This is a genomic window from Halorhodospira abdelmalekii (assembly GCF_016583625.1).
Lineage (GTDB): Bacteria > Pseudomonadota > Gammaproteobacteria > Nitrococcales > Halorhodospiraceae > Halorhodospira > Halorhodospira abdelmalekii.
In genome coordinates, this window is the sequence record NZ_NRRN01000003.1 from 43287 (window position 1) to 61041 (window position 17755).

Sequence of the window (17755 nt, forward strand, 5' to 3'; positions counted from 1 at the left end):
CAGTCGGGCTGCAGCAGTGCGACTACGACGCCAGGGCCACTACACCAGGACTACGCAGCAGAACCGCGGCAGCAGAACTGAGCACCAGGACTACGCCCTGGATCGGCGTAAGATCATCGGGAACCTAGCGCATGGCCACCACCCGCAAGCACCTAAGTTGGCTCCTCAACCCTCTGCAGCGCCCAGCCGTCACCGAACTCTACGAGCTACTCTCCACGCGCAGCGCAACCAGTAACGGCCTCTATCTCAACCTTGGCTACTGGGCGGAGGCAGACAACATCGACGAGGCGAGTGACGCCCTCGCGCTGCTCCTCGCCGATGCCGTTGGGATGGGACCGGAAGACAGCGTGCTCGACGTCGGTTTCGGCTTTGCCGACCAGGATCTGTTATGGATCGAGAGCCACCGTCCGCGCCACATCACCGGCCTGAACATCACGCCGCTACAGGTCGAGCTCGGGCGAGAACGCGTCGCTGAGCAGGGACTGAGTAAACGCATCGATCTGCGCGAAGGCTCGGCGACCGAGATCCCGCTGCCGGATGCCTCTGTCGATTGCATCGTGGCACTTGAGTGCGCCTTTCACTTCCGCTCGCGCGAAGATTTCTTCCGCGAGGCGTATCGCGTACTGCGCCCCGGCGGTCGACTGGCCACCGCCGACATCGTACCGCTACCCCCAGCACCGCAGGCGGCCGTCCGCCTTAAACAGCGCATCACCTGGAGCTGGGCGGCACGCAAGTTCGCAATGGCGCCAGAGAATGCCTATCCGCGGACGATCTATCGCGAGATGCTTGATGCCTGTGGCTTCGCCAAACCCAGGGTCGAATCGATTCGCGACGAGGTCTACGCCCCGTTGCACAAATGGCTCGCCGCCAACCCGCAAGCCCTCGCCCGCCTCCATCCTGCAGCTCGACTCGCCGCCCGCCTCAGTTTGCGCATCAGCCCGGAGACCGCCTACGCCGGACTCGACTACATCCTAGCGCGCGCGCGCAAGCCGAACTAGCCGGGTCGGGTGGCTGCAAGTACACAACGCCCCGCAACCACCCGACCGCTAATCAGTCGACGGACGAAAAACGATGCACTCGCGGTCGCTACCACACAGCAGCGAGCACGACTACTCAGCGCTCTCCTCCGCCTGCCTGTCGTTGCGCAGGTTCTCCAAGCCCCAGGCGGTACCGCCGAGGATCCCGACCATCGCCAGGAAGGCGCCAAAACCAGCCGCCGCCCCGCCCTCATTCCACAGGCCGACACTAGCGATGATGAGCCCAAGACCCGATACCACGCCCATGAAGATCCAAGGGGCTTGCACACCACGATAGGGATCGATCTCCATCCTTGTCACTCCTCAGTTTTGCTTGACCGTATTGCGTTTGCGCAGCGTGCGGTTGCGCGCCGTTAAGTGATCAGCAGTCACGCCTGACCTCGCAGCTGCCCTCACAGAGGAGGCCTCACAGGTGAGGCGCCCCGGGCGGACGCCAGCCACCCTCCTGCCACGTCATCTGCATGCGATTTTTCTCTTCTTGCAGCCCGCGGATCAAAGCGTAGCACATCAGTAGCATGATCAGTGAGAAGGGCAACGCGGCGATGATCGAGGCGGCTTGCAGCGCCACCAAACCACCGGCGATCAGCAACACCGCAGCCACCGCGCCCTCGGCGATCCCCCAGAAGGCGCGCTGGAAGGTCGGCGGCTCGGTGTTGCCGACCGATAGGAGCATGGTGACGACGAGGGTCGCCGAATCGGAAGAGGTCACAAAGTAGGTCGCAATCAAGATGGTGACCACCACCGCCGCTAACACAGCAATCACGCCGGGGGCAATCGCCTCAATCGTATAGTAGAGCGCGATCGTCTCATCCTCAGCCACCGCATCGACCAGACCGCCGGCGCCAAAGAGTTCCTGATAGAGCCCGGTGCCGCCGAAGACCGTCAACCACAGCATCGCCAGCAGGGTCGGCACCAATAACACCCCCAAGACGAACTCGCGGATGGTGCGCCCGCGCGAGATGCGCGCGATGAACATGCCAACAAAGGGCGCCCAGGCGATCCACCAGCCCCAGTAGAAGGCCGTCCAGCCCAACTGCCACTCATCGGCCTCACGGGCGCCGGTCGCATCGGTCCAAAAACTCAGATAGACGACGTTCTGTAGGTAGTCGCCAATCCCCTGCACGAAGCTCGTCAACAGGTAGAGGGTTGGACCAAAGCTGAGGAAGAAGAGCAAGATGACTGCACTGAGCAGCAGATTCAGCTGCGAGAGCAGCTTCACCCCGCGGCCGACCCCACTGATCACTGAGCCGACCGCAATCAGCGTCACGACCGCAATGATGATCAGCTGATTCGCCAGACTGACCTCAATCCCGAGCAGCTGCTGCAGACCGGTGTTGATCTGGATCGCCCCAAGACCGAGCGACGTCGCCACACCGAAGACCGTACCAAAGACTGCCAGCACATCGGCGGCGTGACCGATCGGGCCGTAGATGCGCTGCCCGATCAATGGATAGAGCGCCGAGCGAATGGCCAGTGGCAGCTTTTTACGGTAACAAAAGAAGGCCAAGGAGAGCGCAACGATGGCGTAGATCGCCCACGGATGCAGCCCCCAGTGGAAGTAAGTCAGACGCATCGCCGTCTCAGCGGCGTGCTTCCCCTCGTCGGCGACGGCAAAGGGATTGCCCTGAAAGTGGTAGATCGGCTCGGCAATGCTCCAGAAGAGCAGACCGATGCCCATACCGGCCCCGAAGAGCATCGAGAACCAAGCGAAGTAGGAGAACTCCGGCGGGCGGTCGTCGTCACCCAGCTTCAGATCGCCAAAGCGGCTGAAGAGGATGAAGATTGCAAAGAAGAGGAAAAAGGCGACAACCCCGATGTAGTACCACTTAAAGTGCCCAAAGACCCACTCCATGGCGACCTGGAAGACCGCCTCGGCACGCTCCGGGTCGATCGCCCCAAAGGCCAGAAAGCCACCAACGACCAACACCGCCGTCAGTGTCAGCGGAATGTTCAGTCCTTTGAGCGGTCCTACGCTCGCTCGCATCCCCATAATAGCCAGCCCCTAAAGATTGTGGTCCGTTGCTACCGCCCGGTCATCCGCACGCGGCGAGGTGCGCAGCTATATGCGGCGCTGGATGTACGGCTCGGTGTGTCGCCAGGCGCGTAGCTAGCAGCGTCCCTAGAAGTACTCTTCGCCGACGTGATCGTCGTAGCCACCGACAGCGCGATAGACCAGATCGCCACGCGGATTGCTCCGGTGATCGACCAGCGAGACCATCGGTTGACGGTTCACAGCGGTGCGCTGCCCGAGGTAGATACAGACCGGAACCCCGATGTTGGTCGTCCCGACTGTGATCCACAGCCGATCGAAGCCGAAACCACCGCCGACGAAATCGAGCTGCGTCAGAGCCTCGTCAAAGCCTGCAACGAAGTAGTTCCGCTGCTCACGACTGGCGAAGACATGGACGCGGATATAAGCGTAGAGCAGTTCGTTAACAAGCTCAGGCAGGCGGAACTCGCCGGTCACCTCGGCCCCCTCGTGGTGCTCGGCGAAGGGGTCGACATGGACGGTTAAATCCTCGGGGTGGGGATTAAAGCGCGGCAGATAGCGCACATAGGCCGAGGTATCGGCAAGCGTATAGCGAACGCGCACAATATGCATCCGCTCTACCAGATCGGCCACACTCAGCGCTGCAACCGCCGCCGGCTCAAGCACCTGATCGTGCTGCCCCTCCTCTCCGCTGAAGGCCTCTTTGTTCGCTCCCGGATCGACTCCTTCGTCTTCGCTGGCCATGAAAACCCTCCCACTTTCTGCCTTTTCTCGTCCTATCTTCGCCACGATCACCCGCTCGATGCAAGCCACCCACGTTGAAACAACCGGTGAAGCAATGCCGCAAAAGCGGAACAACCCGGGCATCGCGGCGAAGTTGCGGCAAGGATGGCTGTCAAAGATTAAAGTTGCCGAAACCACCGTAGGGGCCTATCATCGGGTCCCATGGTCACAACGACGATCGGCGCCATAGCGACTGTACTCTCGCTGCTGCTGATGATCGCAGCCGGGACCTTCGAGGCTCGAGCACAGCGTCTCGGTAAGCGGCTCGATGCAGAGAGCGCTCGCGATATCAAGTATTGGCAGCGCGGGGCGGCCAGTCTCTTCGCCATCGCCACCCTGCCCGGCTTGATCAGTCGCCCAGCACCGGAGTTTGCCGCCGCCGTCCACGACGCCCTCAGCGCACTTTCGCCGATGTTTCTCCTCCTCGGCGCTCTGTGTTTTATCGCCAGCGCCAGCAAAATCTTGCCAGCTTGGCGGCGATATCGGGAACAGCGCGCACAGGACGCCCAAAAGCAGAGACTGGCCGAACTCGGCGATCCCTTCCCCGAAGTCTCGGCGGCGATTGCTCAGAGTCTGGAGCAGTGTCTGCCAGGCATGACCGTCAAGCGCGATGTTCGGGACGGCGATGGCCACCACGCCAGTTTGCTCCTTGAGCCCAATGGCGAGGGTGAGGCCGAGGGTCGCTACATCATCTACGCCCTGCCGCGCGTTAACCTGTTCAAGGGTGAAGGCAAGGAAAAAGGGAAAGACCGCGGCAACGCGGCGCAGCGACAAGGGACGAACAGAGCGACCGAGGCCGCTGATGGCAGCCACGTCAACCTGAATCTAAACGCCGTGAGTCGCGCAGCCAAGGCCGCCTCGGCCTTCGAGGGGCGCCCGCTCCTGTGGACTCCGGCGCAGGGCAACCCCACCGGGTACTATGCACCCGTCGATTGGGAGATGCGCCCCTACGTCGTCGAAGGCAAGGACATTCACCTCGCCGAGGCGATCAAGAAATTCGAACTCGCCGGTCGCTCGGAACGGCGCCGCCGCGAGGCGCGTGAGGCCGCCCGGAAGGCGGAAGAGGGCGATCCGCGGCACCACCTGCCGGTGCGTACCGAAATCACCGCCGATAAAGCGCGAGCAGCAGCCAGCGACCGCGACGGCTGGGAGCGCTTCAACCGCCTCGCTCCCCGCCACCCGCACATGATCGAGGTCATCCGCCGCCGCGCTCGCAATATCTGCGATCTTTGTACCCAGACCATCATCCCTGAAGAGAGCGGCAAGATCGCCGTTACCGATCACGAGCATGTATGCAAGAACGATGCAACGGTCCGCATCGCCCTCAATGAGGGCCCCGAACCGGTTTCGCAGAACATGCCCGACTGTGCTCAGTGCCACTATGAGTACCCGGAACTCTACGAGTCGTGCGTCTCGCGGTTAACCACCACACACTCCGGAAAATGCCCCGACCCGCAAAAAAATGCCGAGCGTGATGCTGAACTCGATCACCGAGAGAAGCTTGCCCGCTTAGCAGGACACTGAAGCGGTCCGCTAGACGGTTCGCTCCAATAGCGCACCGATCACCCCGCGTAAGCGCGTAAGCGCTGCGCGCCTTCCGCTGACCCCTAATCGAGCGGCAGTTTCGGCCCAGCTGCGCTGCTGTGCGACCTTACCCAGCAACGCGGCAGCCTCATCTCGAGTGCAGCCCCCCTCGGGGGCGATCGTGAATAGCAGTCGCAAACCACCATCGCGCAGTAGTGGCAAGCTAGCCGCGTAGCCCCGCTGACCGTAAGCGAAGCCGGCTAGCTCGCGACGCTGCCATGCCGGCAAGCGCAGCGGTTGAAGCGCCTCGTGTTCGGCAACGCGCAAGATCTCCCACGCCACATCGGGGTCGAGGCTAGCCAGCGGCTCGCTCAGCAAGCTGCCGGCAACGGCACGCAGCCGCTGCACCGCCTCGTCCACCACGGCCTCGCCCGGGGCCTCCAGGCCCTGTGCCATGAGTGCCGCGTGCTCTCCGCTGGCTGGCTCCCGGCGCATCCCGACTGCCACACTGCTTAGCCCGCAGGCGCGCCAGAAGTGGACCAGCTCGCAAGTGGCGCCGAAACTTGTGCCGAACAGCGCAACCCCTTGCTCTACGGCATCTCGCCGCACTTGTGCCACCAACGCACGCCCAACCCCCCGGCGTTGCGCCTGTGGATGCACGGCGATACGCAAGACCCGTAGCGCTAATAGCGAGGGCGCGCGGGCGATAGCAGCGTGGGTCGCTAGCATCTGCCCGAGCAGGTGACCGCGCAGACGGCGGCGGCCTGCCCAGACGGCCTCGGCAAGCGCTGGTTCGAGTCCACCCTCCTCGGCCACCACGGCTATACCGACAACGCTCGCCCCTACACACGCGCCGTAGAGACGAATCCCTGGAGCATCGAGCCACTGGCGCAGATCGAGCGGACGGGTCCGGTAGTGGGCCGCCACCAACAGTCCAAGGCTCTGTTTCAGGAGTCGTTCATCAGCGGCTAGGCGGTCGCGTTCAAACCGCTCGATATGCACAGCGGCTTCGTCGTCGACTTCGTGGACAGACACTTCGGCGGGCTCTTCGGCGGGCTCTTCGGCGGGCTCTTCGGCGGGCTCTTCGATGGCTGCAGCGTTGCGAGACGAAGGAAGCACGATCTGTGAGGCCGGTTCAGCAGCCAACAGCAGCACTTCGCTGAGCCACGCCTCGAGACGATCGCCAGCCGCCCAGCGAATCGGCGTCTGCAGTTTGATCTCGCGCCACTGCGGAGTCATCGCAGTCAGATCGGCCCGAAAGCGGACATCGAAACCGCGCCCGGTCCCTTCGTAGCCGTGCACAGTCGTTGCGAAAGCAATCCGCGGTGCCCGCCGCAGGAGTGCTTTGAGCAGCGCCACCGGGAGACCGGCTGCTTCATCGACCACGACCCAGGCGGTGCGCAACGCCTCACTCAGGCTCTGCGGACTGCCCTGTTGGCCCGGTAGTTGGCCGGGTTGGTCCAGTTGGGCGAGTTCACCCTCGCACGCATCGCCGTAATGGTCACGGCGTCGATCGCCACCCCCACGACCCCCACGACCAACCCCATCAGCGAGCAGATCGCCATCAAGCCCACCGCCCTGCTCTAAGGCATCGCGCAAGGCCGCCGGCTCGATATAGCGCACTGTACTGCCGTCGGCAGCGCGCAGTATGCGACGCCCGTGCCGCTCACCGCCGATACGCGCCTGGGCGTGGCAAAACACCGCTTCAGCCGCCTCCAGGCTCGGCGCCGTCACCACGACGGCGCGCCGCCGCCCACCGCCGAGCACCTCACCGATCGCTAAGCCGAGGGCCGCCGATTTGCCCCGGCCGCGATCGGCGCTGAGCACCACCGGGCGCCGCCGATGACCTGTTGCCCCACGCACCAGCGCAGCGACCGCCGTGCGCTGATCGCTACTGCAGCAGCCGCGCTCATCGCTCTCGAGAGCCGGCGCCGGCGCTATCGTTAAGGGCGGCAGCGGATCGTTCGGCCGGTAGCACTCGATCCACGGCGCCGCCTGCAGCGCCGTCACAAAGCGCTGCAGGAAGCGTCCGCCGGCCTCATTCAGCGAACGCCCAGCCGGCAACAATCGCTCCAACACCGCATCGGGCTGCTGTTGCCACGTCTGCCACTCTGGGGTCAGCAGCACCAGCACCCCACCGCCCCGCAACGAGCCAACCGCTGCGGCCAAAGCGTCGGGGTCCAGCCCCGCGTGAGCATCGAAGACGATCAATGCCTGTGTCGTGCCGAGGACCCGCCGAAAGTGCTGCGGCGAGTAGGCCTGAACCCCGGCGGGCGCCGCCGGCCCGAGCCACAGCGCCTCCGTGGCCGCCCCCGCTAACAGGCGACCTGCCGCCGCCCGCCCCCAAGCTGCCGGCCCTGCTAGGCAGAGCAGACGGCGACTCACGGCAACGCTCGCCACAGCGCCTCGAGCCGCTTCTCGGAGACCTTCTCACGCGTCCCGACCTCTTGCGCAAAGAGCGAGACCCGGTACTCCTCCAGCAGCCAGCGCAACTGCTCAAGCTGCGGGTCGGGCACGCCGCGCTCAGCGCGCGCCGCCAAGCGCTGATGGACCCGCTCGTGCCAGGGACGGATGGTGCGCAGCGGCAGGCGATCCTTACTCGGTGTGCGCTGTAGCTTATCGATGCGCTGCTCCAGCGCCTTTAAATAACGCGGCAGGGCGGAGAGCTGAGCCGCCGGCGTCTGCTCAATAAAGCCGGGGTAGATCAGAGTGCCTAAGTGCGCCTCGATATCTTGCAGGCTCTCCAACAGCGCCGGCTGACGAAGCCGCTTGAGCGATTTGCGTACACTCTGGTAGCGAGTGAGCACTTCGTCGAGATCGCGGCAGAGGCGCTGCGCCGTCGGCACGAGCTCAGCGCGACCGGCAGCGAGCCGTTCGGTAAAGAGCTCGGGCTCGCGCGGCATCTCACCCTCAAGAAAGCAGCGATCGAAGGCGGCTCGCAGCACTGCATCGCGCAACTCATCGTCGCTGCCAAGGCCGTGGTACTTCAGCCGCAGTGCGCGCAACTCATCGAGCTTACGCAACATACGCACCTGCTGCGGCAGCGCCAGCATGAAGAGGCGCCGCACCCCAGCGTGGCAGACCCGCGCTGCCTCCTCGGCCGAGTCACACAGGGTTAGGGCGACAGACTCTCGCTCATCGCGCAGCGCCGGATAGGCGTGCACCTTCACCCCGGCTTGCTCTAGAGTAATGTGGTGCGGCAGTGCGCCGAAGTCCCAGCTTTTGATGCCGCTGCGCTGCCACTCGGTCTTACGCTCGCTGCCATTTGCGGCCTGGCTGAGTGCCGTCCTGGCCTGCTCGCCGAACTCGCGCTGGAGTGCGGCAAGGTCGCGCCCGCAGGCCAAAACTTCGCCGTTGCGGTCGATCACCCGAAACGACATCTGCAGGTGCACGGGCAACTCGACCGCCTCGAGCGCGCCAGCGGGCAACTCAACACCGGTCATCCGCTGCAGCTCGCGCGCCGTGGCATCGAGCAAGGAGCCCTCACCGGCGGGGATCGACTCAAGCACCGCGCGGGCAAACTCCGGGGCGGGTACAAAGTGGCGCCGCAGCCGCTTCGGCAGCCCACGAATCAGGGCGGTGACCTTTTCGTGACGCAGCCCCGGAACCAGCCACTCGAACGGCGCCGGGGTCAAGGCGTTCAGGGCTGCGATCGGCACCATAGCCGTCACCCCATCTTCGCTCGTCCCCGGCTCTAAGTGGTAGGCCAACGGCAACTCGATGCCGGCGACCTGCACCGTATCGGGAAAGTGCTCCGCGGTGGTGGGCGGTGCCGCTGCCCCCTGACGCAGCAGATCGGCGCGACTCATGTGGAGAAGCTGTGGCTCCTTGCGCTCAGCACGCCGCCGCCACTTTTCAAACGCCGCGGCATCGCAGATATTCTCAGGGATACGAGCGGCGTAGAAGGCGGCCCACTGCTCGGCATCGGCGAGCAGGTCGCGGCGCCGGCTCTTCGCCTCCAGGCGTTCGATCTCTTCGGCCAGCGCCTGATTGTGGCGCAGAAAGTCGCCGCGGGTGCGCACCGCACCGGCGACTAGACCGTCGTATAAAAAGATCTGGCGGGCGCGCTCGCGATCGATGCGTGCGTAGTTGACCTTCCGCCCGCTGACGAGCACCAGCCCAAAGAGGGTGACCTGCTCCTCGGCCACCACACGCCCAGCGCGCCGCTGCCAGCGCGGCTCACTGTAGCTGCGCGAGACCAAATGCAGTGCGGCCGCCTCGATCCACTCCGGCCGTACCGCGGCCACGGTACGCGCGAAGAGCCGCCGCGTCTCCAGCAGCTCACCGGCCATGATCCAGCGCGGGCGTTTGTTCGCCAGCCCCGAGCCGGGGAAGATCTGCAGTTTCACGCCGCGCGTCCCGAGCCAGGTTCGCTCTTCGTGGTGGCGAGCCACTTGGGTGGCAAAACCGGTCAGCAGGGCACGATGGATCGCCTCGTAGCGCTCATCAATCGCCCCTTCTGTGGAGGCTGTAGAGGCTGCAGGAGCCGTGGATGTCGACGCAGACGCCGGTGTCGATCCCTTCGACGACGGCGATGGCGATTTCACCGCCGCTGGTGCTGATGCCGCTACGGCACGCCGGCGACGGCGCCGCTGCCCCGGTTCTGCCTCCTGCAGCATCTCGGCGAATTGGCGCCGCACCTCGGCCCACTCGCGCAGTCGTTGCGGGGCGAGAAAGTGCTCGCGGCACCATTGTGTCAGTTGCCGCCGCGTACACGCCTGTCGCTGTTGTTGGTAGTCGTGCCAAAGATTGAGCAGCGCTACGAAGTCGCTCTGCGCATCGTACCAGCGCCCATGCGCCCGATCGGCCGCCTCTTGGGCCTCCAGCGGCCGCTCACGCGGATCTTGGATCGCCAGCGCCGCAGCGATGATCAACACCTCGCGTTCGACGCCGTGCTCCCGCCCAGCGAGTAAAATCCGGGCAATGCGCGGATCGGCCGGAATGCGCGCCAAGTGCCGGCCGCGCGCAGTGAGGCGACGCTGCTCATCGACCGCCTCCAGCTCAAAGAGCAGGCGCAGTGCATCGTTGATATAGCGCTGCTCAGGCGGCTCGATAAAGGGGAAGCGCTCGATCTCGCCGAGACCGAGCGCCTTCATCTGCAGGATCACTCCGGCGAGGTTGGTGCGCAGAATCTCCGGATCGGTGAAGCGCGGCCGGCTGGCGTAGTCCTCCTCAGCGTAGAGGCGGATGCAGATCCCCGGTGCTTCGCGCCCGCAGCGTCCAGCACGCTGATCGGCCGAGGCCTGCGCGATCGGCTCGATCGGCAGCCGCGAGACCTTGGTGCGGTGGCTGTAGCGACTGATCCGCGCCCGTCCCGAATCGACCACGTAGCGGATACCGGGGACTGTTAGCGAGGTCTCGGCGACATTCGTCGCCAGGACCACGCGGCGCCCACCGCCGCGGCGAAAGACGCGCTGCTGCTCAGCGCTCGATAGCCGGGCATAGAGCGGCAAGATCTCGGTCGCCGCCGGCGGCTGCCGGCGCAGCGCCTCGGCACACTCACGGATCTCGCGCTCACCGGAGAGAAAGACCAAGACGTCGCCGGGGCCGGCGCGCGTGAGTTCGTGGACGGCATCGACGACGGCCTGCGGCAACTCCACACCGTCACGCTCTTCAAAGGGGCGGTAGCGCACCTCGACTGGGTAGGTCCGTCCCGAGACCTCAAAGACGGGGGCGTCGTCGAAGTGCTCGGCGAAACGCTGCGGATCGATGGTCGCCGAGGTGACGATCAGCTTCAGATCAGGGCGCTCGGGCAGCAGCCGCTTTAGGTAGCCGAGCAAGAAGTCGATGTTGAGGCTGCGTTCATGCGCCTCATCGATGATGAGGGTATCGTAAGCCTCCAGCCGGGGATCGGATTGGATCTCGGCAAGCAACATCCCGTCGGTCAGAACCTTGACCTGCGTCTGTGCGCTGACCTGATCGGTGAAACGGACCTTATAGCCGACCCCTCCGCCGAGTTCGCAGCCGGTCTCCTCCGCGAGCCGGGCCGCCAGCGACCGGGCGGCGATGCGCCGCGGCTGGGTGTGACCGATGCGCCGCTGCACACCCCGCCCGAGCTCCAGGGCCATCTTCGGCAGCTGGGTCGACTTACCGGAGCCGGTCGCCCCGCAGACGATCACCACCGGATGCGCACGGATGGCCGCCAACAGCTCGGGACGTGACTCAACAACCGGTAACCGCGGATCGTACTCAAGCTGCAACATACGCCAAAGAGTGCTATTCAAGCACGCCCTCGCGATCGCGGAGACCGAGCCTGCTGCACACTAGAGACACCATTACGCCTCATTATTGCCGCCGCTGATTGCCCGATAACGCCGCGGTGGAAAGTGCAACGGAGTCACCTCCCAAGCCGTCTCGGCACACTCGAGGATGAGCATCGAAGGCCCCGTGCCGACCCGCACCCGCCCGGCCGCCCCAGGGTTCAGCACCCACGGCAACACGCTATCGTCGATACTCAGCTCATGGGTGTGGCCACAAACGATCGCCCGGACCTCGGGTATTTCACTGCGCAACCGCTCGTTACGCGCCACCGCGGCGACGCTCTCACCGTGGAGGACGGCCAACTGTCCGCCCGGCAGATCGAGGGTCAACCGCTCGGGTAGGTTCTCAAGCATGTGCTCTTCGTGCGCCGGCCACGTCTCCGGATCATCGACATTGCCACGCACGGCGTAGACCTCTTCGCGCGGTTGCATCGCACAAAGCACCTCGGCCCCGCCAATATCGCCAGCGTGCACCGCCAAATCGCATTCGGCCAGTTGATCAGCAATGCGCGGATCGAGAAAACCGTGCGTATCGGCAACAATACCAATTCGCATATAAGCCCTTCCCGGTGCGCCCAGACAGCGCCCCTGATCGTGCTAACTCGGGCGGAGACCCGATCCTGTGCAGTAGATGGTCACAGCTGTGTTCTTACTTGACCGCAAAGGCAGCGTCAATGGCTGCCCGCAGGTCAGTATAGGCTGTGGTAACGGGGAAGTGCGGGAACTGCTCGGCAATCTCCGGCGGTGGCTGGAAGAAGATCCCGGCATCGGCAGCGCCGAGCATGCGCGTGTCGTTGTAGGAGTCACCGGCTGCCACCACGCGGAAGTTCAGCTCCTGCAGGGCGCGCACGGCCTGGCACTTGTGGTCTTCCAAGCGGATAATGAAATCGTCGATGCGCCCCTGTTCGCTCACTTTGAGGCTGTGGCAAAAGAGCGTCGGCCAACCGAGCTGGGCCATGAGCGGACGGGCGAACTCATAGAAGGTATCCGAGAGGATGATCACCTGATAGTCGGCGCGCAATCCATCAAGAAACTCGCGCGCCCCCGGTAGCGGCTCAAGACCGGCAACCACCGCTTGGATGTCGGCCAACCCCAAGCCGTGCCGCTCCATATCGGCCAACCTCAGCGTCATCAACTCGTTATAGTCGGCGATATCGCGCGTCGTCGCCCGAAAGGCGTCGACCCCGGTAATATCGGCGAGATTGATCCAGATCTCCGGCACCAGCACGCCTTCCAGATCGAGACAGACGATGTTCAAGCGCATTCCCTCCTGACGAGCAGCCCCACCGACAACGACAAGAATAGCGGGGCCGACAATCTAGTCCTTATCTGCCGCATGTGCAAGGGGAGCACAGCCGCACGAGCAACCCGGAGAACCACCCGCGCCCCCTCTTCCCACGGAAACCCCGTTAGGAGTACAGCGCTAAGGCCTTGTCCCACGCATCCACTTAGGTAAACTGAACTTTTACCCCTGTTCAAAAGATGGAGTCCTATCGATGTCTCAACGTTTCCCCACTGGACCGACTGGGCGAAGCACCACAGCCGCCAGCACTGCGACAGCCGACCGGCAGCAGGCGCTCGCAACCAATCGCCTCATCCGCAACACCTACGGCCTGCTCGCCCTGACGTTGGCGTTTAGCGCCCTGACCGCTGGCTTTGCGGTCCTCTCCGATGCACCACGTCTGAACATCTTTATCGTCCTCGGCGGCTTTTTCGGGCTGCTCTTCCTAACCCAGTATCTGCGCAACAGCATCTGGGGACTGGCCTCGGTCTTCGCCCTAACCGGTTTCATGGGCTTCACGCTCGGGCCGATTATCAATTTCTACCTCGGTCTGCCCAACGGCGGCCAGACGGTAATGACGGCCTTCGGCGGCACAGCGGCGATCTTTATCGGCCTCTCGGCCTACGCCCTGATCAGCCGGCGTGACTTCAGCTTCATGCGCGGCTTCCTCTTTGCCGGCATTCTGGTCGCCTTCCTGGCAGCCCTTGCGGCCTACTTCCTGCAGATGCCGAACCTCTCGCTGGCCGTCAGCGTGATGTTCATGGTCCTGATGAGCGGTTTGATCCTCTATCAGACCAGCGAACTGGTCAACGGCGGTGAGACCAACTACATCATGGCCACCGTGACGCTCTATATTGCTATTTACAATCTCTTTTTGAGCTTGCTGCAGCTGCTCGGGCTGGCTAGCGACTAGGAGAGAGGCCTTCAATCCGTTGGCGCTTAGAGCGCCGGAGGGGCATGCGAAGCGGCTCACCGTGCGGTTTTCGCGTCCATGCGGCGCAGCGAAGCACCGGAGTCAACCCGTAAGGGCGTTCGCTTGGAGCGAACGGGCGAGCGCACATGGATGTGCGATCGCTCGCCTTCCGGTGCAAGCCCGCCGCATAGCGCACCGCACGGTGAGTGGCAAGCGTGCCCCCGGTGGCGAGATCCAGTAGCGGGATCCGGTAGCGAGATCCGGTAGCGGCACGTAGCGCTCTTGTTCTAGTTAAGCGGAGCCGGTGTCAACACTCTGTTCAAGACCCCTCACCTTCTCCCAGCCAGCGCCGTCCGCCCATATACGGCACCAGCACCTCGGGCACCGCCACCCGACCATCGGCTTGCTGATAGTTCTCGAGGATCGCCACCAAACAACGTCCGGCGGCCACTCCAGAGCCGTTGAGCGTATGCAGCAGCTCCGGTTTGCCGGTCTCTGGATTGCGCCAACGCGCCTTGAGCCGCCGCGCCTGGAAATCGGTAAAGTTCGAGCACGAGGAGATCTCGCGGTAGCGCTGCTGCGCCGGCAGCCACACCTCAATGTCGTAGGTGCGGGCGGCGGCAAAGCCGATGTCACCACTACAGAGCGAGACCACTCGATAGGGCAAACCGAGTCGCCGCAACACCGCCTCGGCGTGCCCAGTCAGCGCCTCTAGTGCATTCCACGACTCGTGCGGCCGCACCACCTGCACCAACTCGACCTTCTCGAACTGGTGCTGACGAATCATACCGCGGGTATCTTTACCGTAGCTGCCCGCCTCCGCCCGAAAACAGGGGGTGTGGCTGACAAAGCGCAGCGGCATATCGTGCTCTTCAATGATCTGCCCCTGCACGAGATTGGTCACCGGCACCTCGGCCGTCGGTGCTAGATACCACTCCGGGTCGTGGTCGATGCAAAAAAGATCGTCGGCAAACTTCGGCAACTGCCCGGTTCCGATCAGCGCCTGGGCGTTGACTAGATAGGGGACGTAGACTTCTCGATAGCCGTGCTCACTGATGTGCAGATCGAGCATGTACTGGATCAACGCCCGATGCAGACGGGCGAGATCGCCGCTTAAGGTGACAAAGCGGCTGCCGGTGATGCGGGCAGCGGCCTCGAAGTCCATACCGCCGAGTTGCGCACCGAGGTCGACGTGATCGCGCGGAGTAAAATCGAAGACAGGAATACCGCCCCACTGCCGCAGCTCCAGGTTATCCGCCTCATCACTACCCTCCGGCACCCGCTCATCGAGCAGATTCGGCAGCTCGAGCTGCCATGCCTCAAGGCGCTGCTGCACCTCGGTCAGCCGCTGCTGTGCCTGTTCGAGGCGATCGCCGAGATCAGCGACCTCCACCTTCAACGGCTCGATCGCCTCGCCGCGCTGCTTCGCAGCACCGATCGCCTTCGAGCGCTGATTGCGTTCGTTCTGTAGCGCCTGCGTTACACTCTGTAACTCCCGGCGCTGCGCCTCAAGTGCACGATAGGCCGCAACATCGAAGACGTAGCCGCGACGGGCCAGATTGGCTGCAACCGCTTCCGGTTCGTTACGCAGGTGCTTCGGATCGATCATCGGTTGGGTTGGCTCCTTTGGTTAGCACTGATCCTTTCTCAGTCTGCCTTATAGACATCTACCCCAGCTGGCGGTTCAAAGCGCAGTTTTGCCTCATCGACCGACTCGTTGACGCGCACCTCCAGCAGTTCGACGCGGGTCGTCTGACCAAGCGCATCGTCGATCTCCAACGCAAACGGGCGGCCATCGCGCAAACCCAAACGCGCCTCATCGAAAGCTTGACCGGCCTCTTTCGGGACCAAGCGGACGAATTGCTCCTTTTCGATGATCTCAAAGGCCGCGGTGAGCGCGGCATAGTCACCGGAGAGCAGCTGCGCCGGGGCACTGCCAAGGGCGGCGTGCTGATCGCGCACTGTCACCTGATCGAGATCGACCTCGTAGACCCATAACCGCTCGCCATCAGCCACGATCTCTTGGGCAAAGGGCTCGGCGTACGACCAGCGAAAACGCGCCGGACGTTCGATGACAAACTCTCCGCTGGCCTGGTCGATGATGCGGTCACGTTCATCAATCGTCCACTGCTCAAAGAGTCCCTGCAGGGTCTCGGCACGCTCATAGTACGCCTCCAACTCGGCCTGCTGCCCCGCTGTGGCCGTAATCACCACACCGCCACCGACAACAAGAAGCCCGCTCAGGAGAACGATCCGCAATCGTTGCGCGTAGTCTTTCATTATTGATTCTCCGCAAATGCTCAAGGCTCAGGCGGCGGCGGGGGCGCAATCACCTCGCGCGCACCATTCGACTGCAGCGGCCCGACTACACCCGCCGCCTCCATCTCTTCGACCAAGCGCGCCGCCCGGTTGTAACCAATCTTCAGCCGACGCTGCACACCGGAGATCGAAGCACGCCGGCTCTCGGTGACGATCTGCACCGCCTGATCGTAGAGCGGATCGCTCTCTCCCGAAGAGCCCCCACCATTGCCTTCCCCCGGGATCCCCGGAATGGGGGTCGTCTCGGCAGTCTCTTGCAACACACCGTCGACGTAATCCGGCTCACCGAGCTGTTTTAGGTACTCGACGACCCGATGCACCTCGGCATCAGAGACGAAAGCGCCATGGACCCGCTGCGGCATCCCGCTGCCTGGGGGCAAAAAGAGCATATCACCGTGACCGAGCAAGGCTTCGGCGCCCTGTTGATCGAGAATCGTGCGCGAATCGACGCGCGAAGAGACCTGAAAGGCGATCCGCGTCGGGATATTGGCCTTTATCAAACCGGTGATGACATCGACCGACGGCCGCTGTGTTGCCAGGATAAGATGAATCCCCGCCGCCCGTGCCTTTTGCGCCAGTCGCGCGATCAGCTCTTCGACCTTCTTACCGACGATCATCATCATGTCGGCCAACTCATCGACGACGACCACAATCAGCGGCAACTCCTCCAACTCCGGAGCCTGCGGAACCTCGTCCTCCAGGGTCGCCTGCTGCGGATCGCCGGCATCGAAGAGCGGATCGCGCAGTGGTTCACCAGCCTCGCGCGCCCGTCGCACCTTCTGATTGAAACCGGTGATGTTGCGCACGCCCATTGCCGCCATCAAACGGTAACGCCGCTCCATCTCGGCGACACACCAGCGCAACGCATTGGCCGCGTCGTTCATATCGGTGACGACCGGGGCCAACAAGTGCGGGATGCCGTCGTAGACCGACAGCTCAAGCATCTTCGGATCGACCATGATCATCCGCACCTGCTCGGCACTATTGCGATAGAGCAGCGAAAGGATCATGGCGTTGATGCCGACCGACTTTCCTGAGCCCGTCGTCCCGGCGACCAATAGGTGTGGCATCTTAGCCAGATCGGCGACCTTCGGCTGACCACCGATATCGTGCCCTAAGGTAACCGTCAAAGGCGCCACACTACCGCTGTACGCCTTGGACCGGATGATCTCAGAGAGGCCAATGAGTTGGCGCTGTTCATTGGGGATCTCCAAACCGACGGTCGATTTGCCCGGGATGACTTCGATGACGCGCACCGCGATCACCGACATGGCACGTGCGAGATCTTTCGAAAGGTTGGTGATGCGGCTGACCTTGACCCCGGCCGCCGGTACGATCTCAAATCGTGTGATAACCGGCCCAGGCTGCACCGATTCGACCTCGACCGAGACGCCAAAATCGGCGAGTTTCTCTTCGAGCAGGCGCGACATCGAATCGAGCGTCTCTTGCGAATAACCGCCCTTGCGCTCCGGCGGGGAATCAAGCAGGTCGATCGGCGGTAGCGGGTCGGTCACAGCGACAGGGCGAGGCTCCGCCCGCCTCTTTTCCTGAGTCTGAGCCGCTGGCGCCGGCGCATGCACGCGCTGCACCTCAGGTGAAGAGTGCTGCGACGCCTCATCCTCTCTGCCACGACGGGCCGTCGCCCGC

At 63.7% G+C, this 17755-nt stretch carries 12 protein-coding genes and 1 pseudogene; 3 read left to right on the plus strand and 10 right to left on the minus strand.

From position 1 onward, the window contains the following. The first annotated feature begins 131 nt into the window (after positions 1–131). Positions 132–998, plus strand: coding sequence for a class I SAM-dependent methyltransferase (locus CKO15_RS01255; RefSeq protein ID WP_200191704.1), 867 nt, complete (start codon positions 132–134; stop codon positions 996–998). Positions 999–1109: 111 nt separating this feature from the next. Here CKO15_RS01255 and CKO15_RS01260 read toward each other — a convergent pair whose 3' ends face one another. From CKO15_RS01260 to CKO15_RS01270, 3 genes are all read right to left on the minus strand, one after another. Next, complete coding sequence (locus CKO15_RS01260) at positions 1110–1328, minus strand: hypothetical protein (RefSeq protein ID WP_200191706.1); 219 nt, start codon at positions 1326–1328, stop codon at positions 1110–1112. Positions 1329–1443: 115 nt separating this feature from the next. Continuing rightward, the gene (locus CKO15_RS01265; protein WP_242464465.1) at positions 1444–3027 is read right to left on the minus strand and encodes a BCCT family transporter; all 1584 of its coding nucleotides are present in this window, start codon (positions 3025–3027) and stop codon (positions 1444–1446) included. Between the two features lie 129 nt (positions 3028–3156). Further along, on the minus strand, positions 3157–3771 hold the full coding sequence (locus tag CKO15_RS01270) for a hypothetical protein (protein ID WP_242464466.1): 615 nt from the start codon (positions 3769–3771) through the stop codon (positions 3157–3159). A 201-nt stretch (positions 3772–3972) separates the two neighbouring features. Here CKO15_RS01270 and CKO15_RS01275 point away from each other — a divergent pair, with 201 nt between their 5' ends. After that, the gene (locus CKO15_RS01275; RefSeq protein ID WP_200191708.1) at positions 3973–5334 is read left to right on the plus strand and encodes a hypothetical protein; all 1362 of its coding nucleotides are present in this window, start codon (positions 3973–3975) and stop codon (positions 5332–5334) included. Between the two features lie 9 nt (positions 5335–5343). On the opposite strand, the gene CKO15_RS01280 is transcribed toward CKO15_RS01275, so the two are convergent. The 4 genes from CKO15_RS01280 to thrH all read right to left on the minus strand — a co-directional run bounded on the left by CKO15_RS01280 (position 5344) and on the right by thrH (position 12858). Beyond that, the gene (locus CKO15_RS01280; RefSeq protein ID WP_200191710.1) at positions 5344–7719 is read right to left on the minus strand and encodes a tRNA(Met) cytidine acetyltransferase TmcA domain-containing protein; all 2376 of its coding nucleotides are present in this window, start codon (positions 7717–7719) and stop codon (positions 5344–5346) included. After that, entirely contained in the window at positions 7716–11537 is a 3822-nt protein-coding gene (gene hrpA, locus CKO15_RS01285; RefSeq protein WP_200191786.1) for an ATP-dependent RNA helicase HrpA, read from the minus strand. Before hrpA ends, CKO15_RS01280 begins: the two co-directional genes overlap by 4 nt. A gap of 72 nt (positions 11538–11609) precedes the next feature. Further along, entirely contained in the window at positions 11610–12149 is a 540-nt protein-coding gene (locus tag CKO15_RS01290; RefSeq protein WP_200191713.1) for a metallophosphoesterase family protein, read from the minus strand. A 94-nt stretch (positions 12150–12243) separates the two neighbouring features. After that, positions 12244–12858 (minus strand): bifunctional phosphoserine phosphatase/homoserine phosphotransferase ThrH, encoded by a 615-nt coding sequence (gene thrH, locus CKO15_RS01295; RefSeq protein ID WP_242464467.1) that lies wholly within the window; start codon positions 12856–12858, stop codon positions 12244–12246. Positions 12859–13090: 232 nt separating this feature from the next. On the opposite strand from thrH, the gene CKO15_RS01300 reads away from it, so the two are divergent. Continuing rightward, on the plus strand, positions 13091–13789 hold the full coding sequence (locus tag CKO15_RS01300; RefSeq protein WP_200191715.1) for a Bax inhibitor-1/YccA family protein: 699 nt from the start codon (positions 13091–13093) through the stop codon (positions 13787–13789). A gap of 319 nt (positions 13790–14108) precedes the next feature. Here CKO15_RS01300 and serS read toward each other — a convergent pair whose 3' ends face one another. From serS to CKO15_RS14635, 3 genes and pseudogenes are all read right to left on the minus strand, one after another. After that, the gene (gene serS / locus CKO15_RS01305) at positions 14109–15398 is read right to left on the minus strand and encodes a serine--tRNA ligase (protein WP_200191717.1); all 1290 of its coding nucleotides are present in this window, start codon (positions 15396–15398) and stop codon (positions 14109–14111) included. 38 nt (positions 15399–15436) lie between these two features. After that, positions 15437–16069 (minus strand): outer membrane lipoprotein periplasmic chaperone LolA, encoded by a 633-nt coding sequence (lolA, locus tag CKO15_RS01310; protein WP_200191719.1) that lies wholly within the window; start codon positions 16067–16069, stop codon positions 15437–15439. A 20-nt stretch (positions 16070–16089) separates the two neighbouring features. After that, positions 16090–17613 (minus strand): annotated as a pseudogene (locus CKO15_RS14635) (DNA translocase FtsK); the annotation flags it as partial. Between the last annotated feature and the right edge of the window lie 142 nt (positions 17614–17755).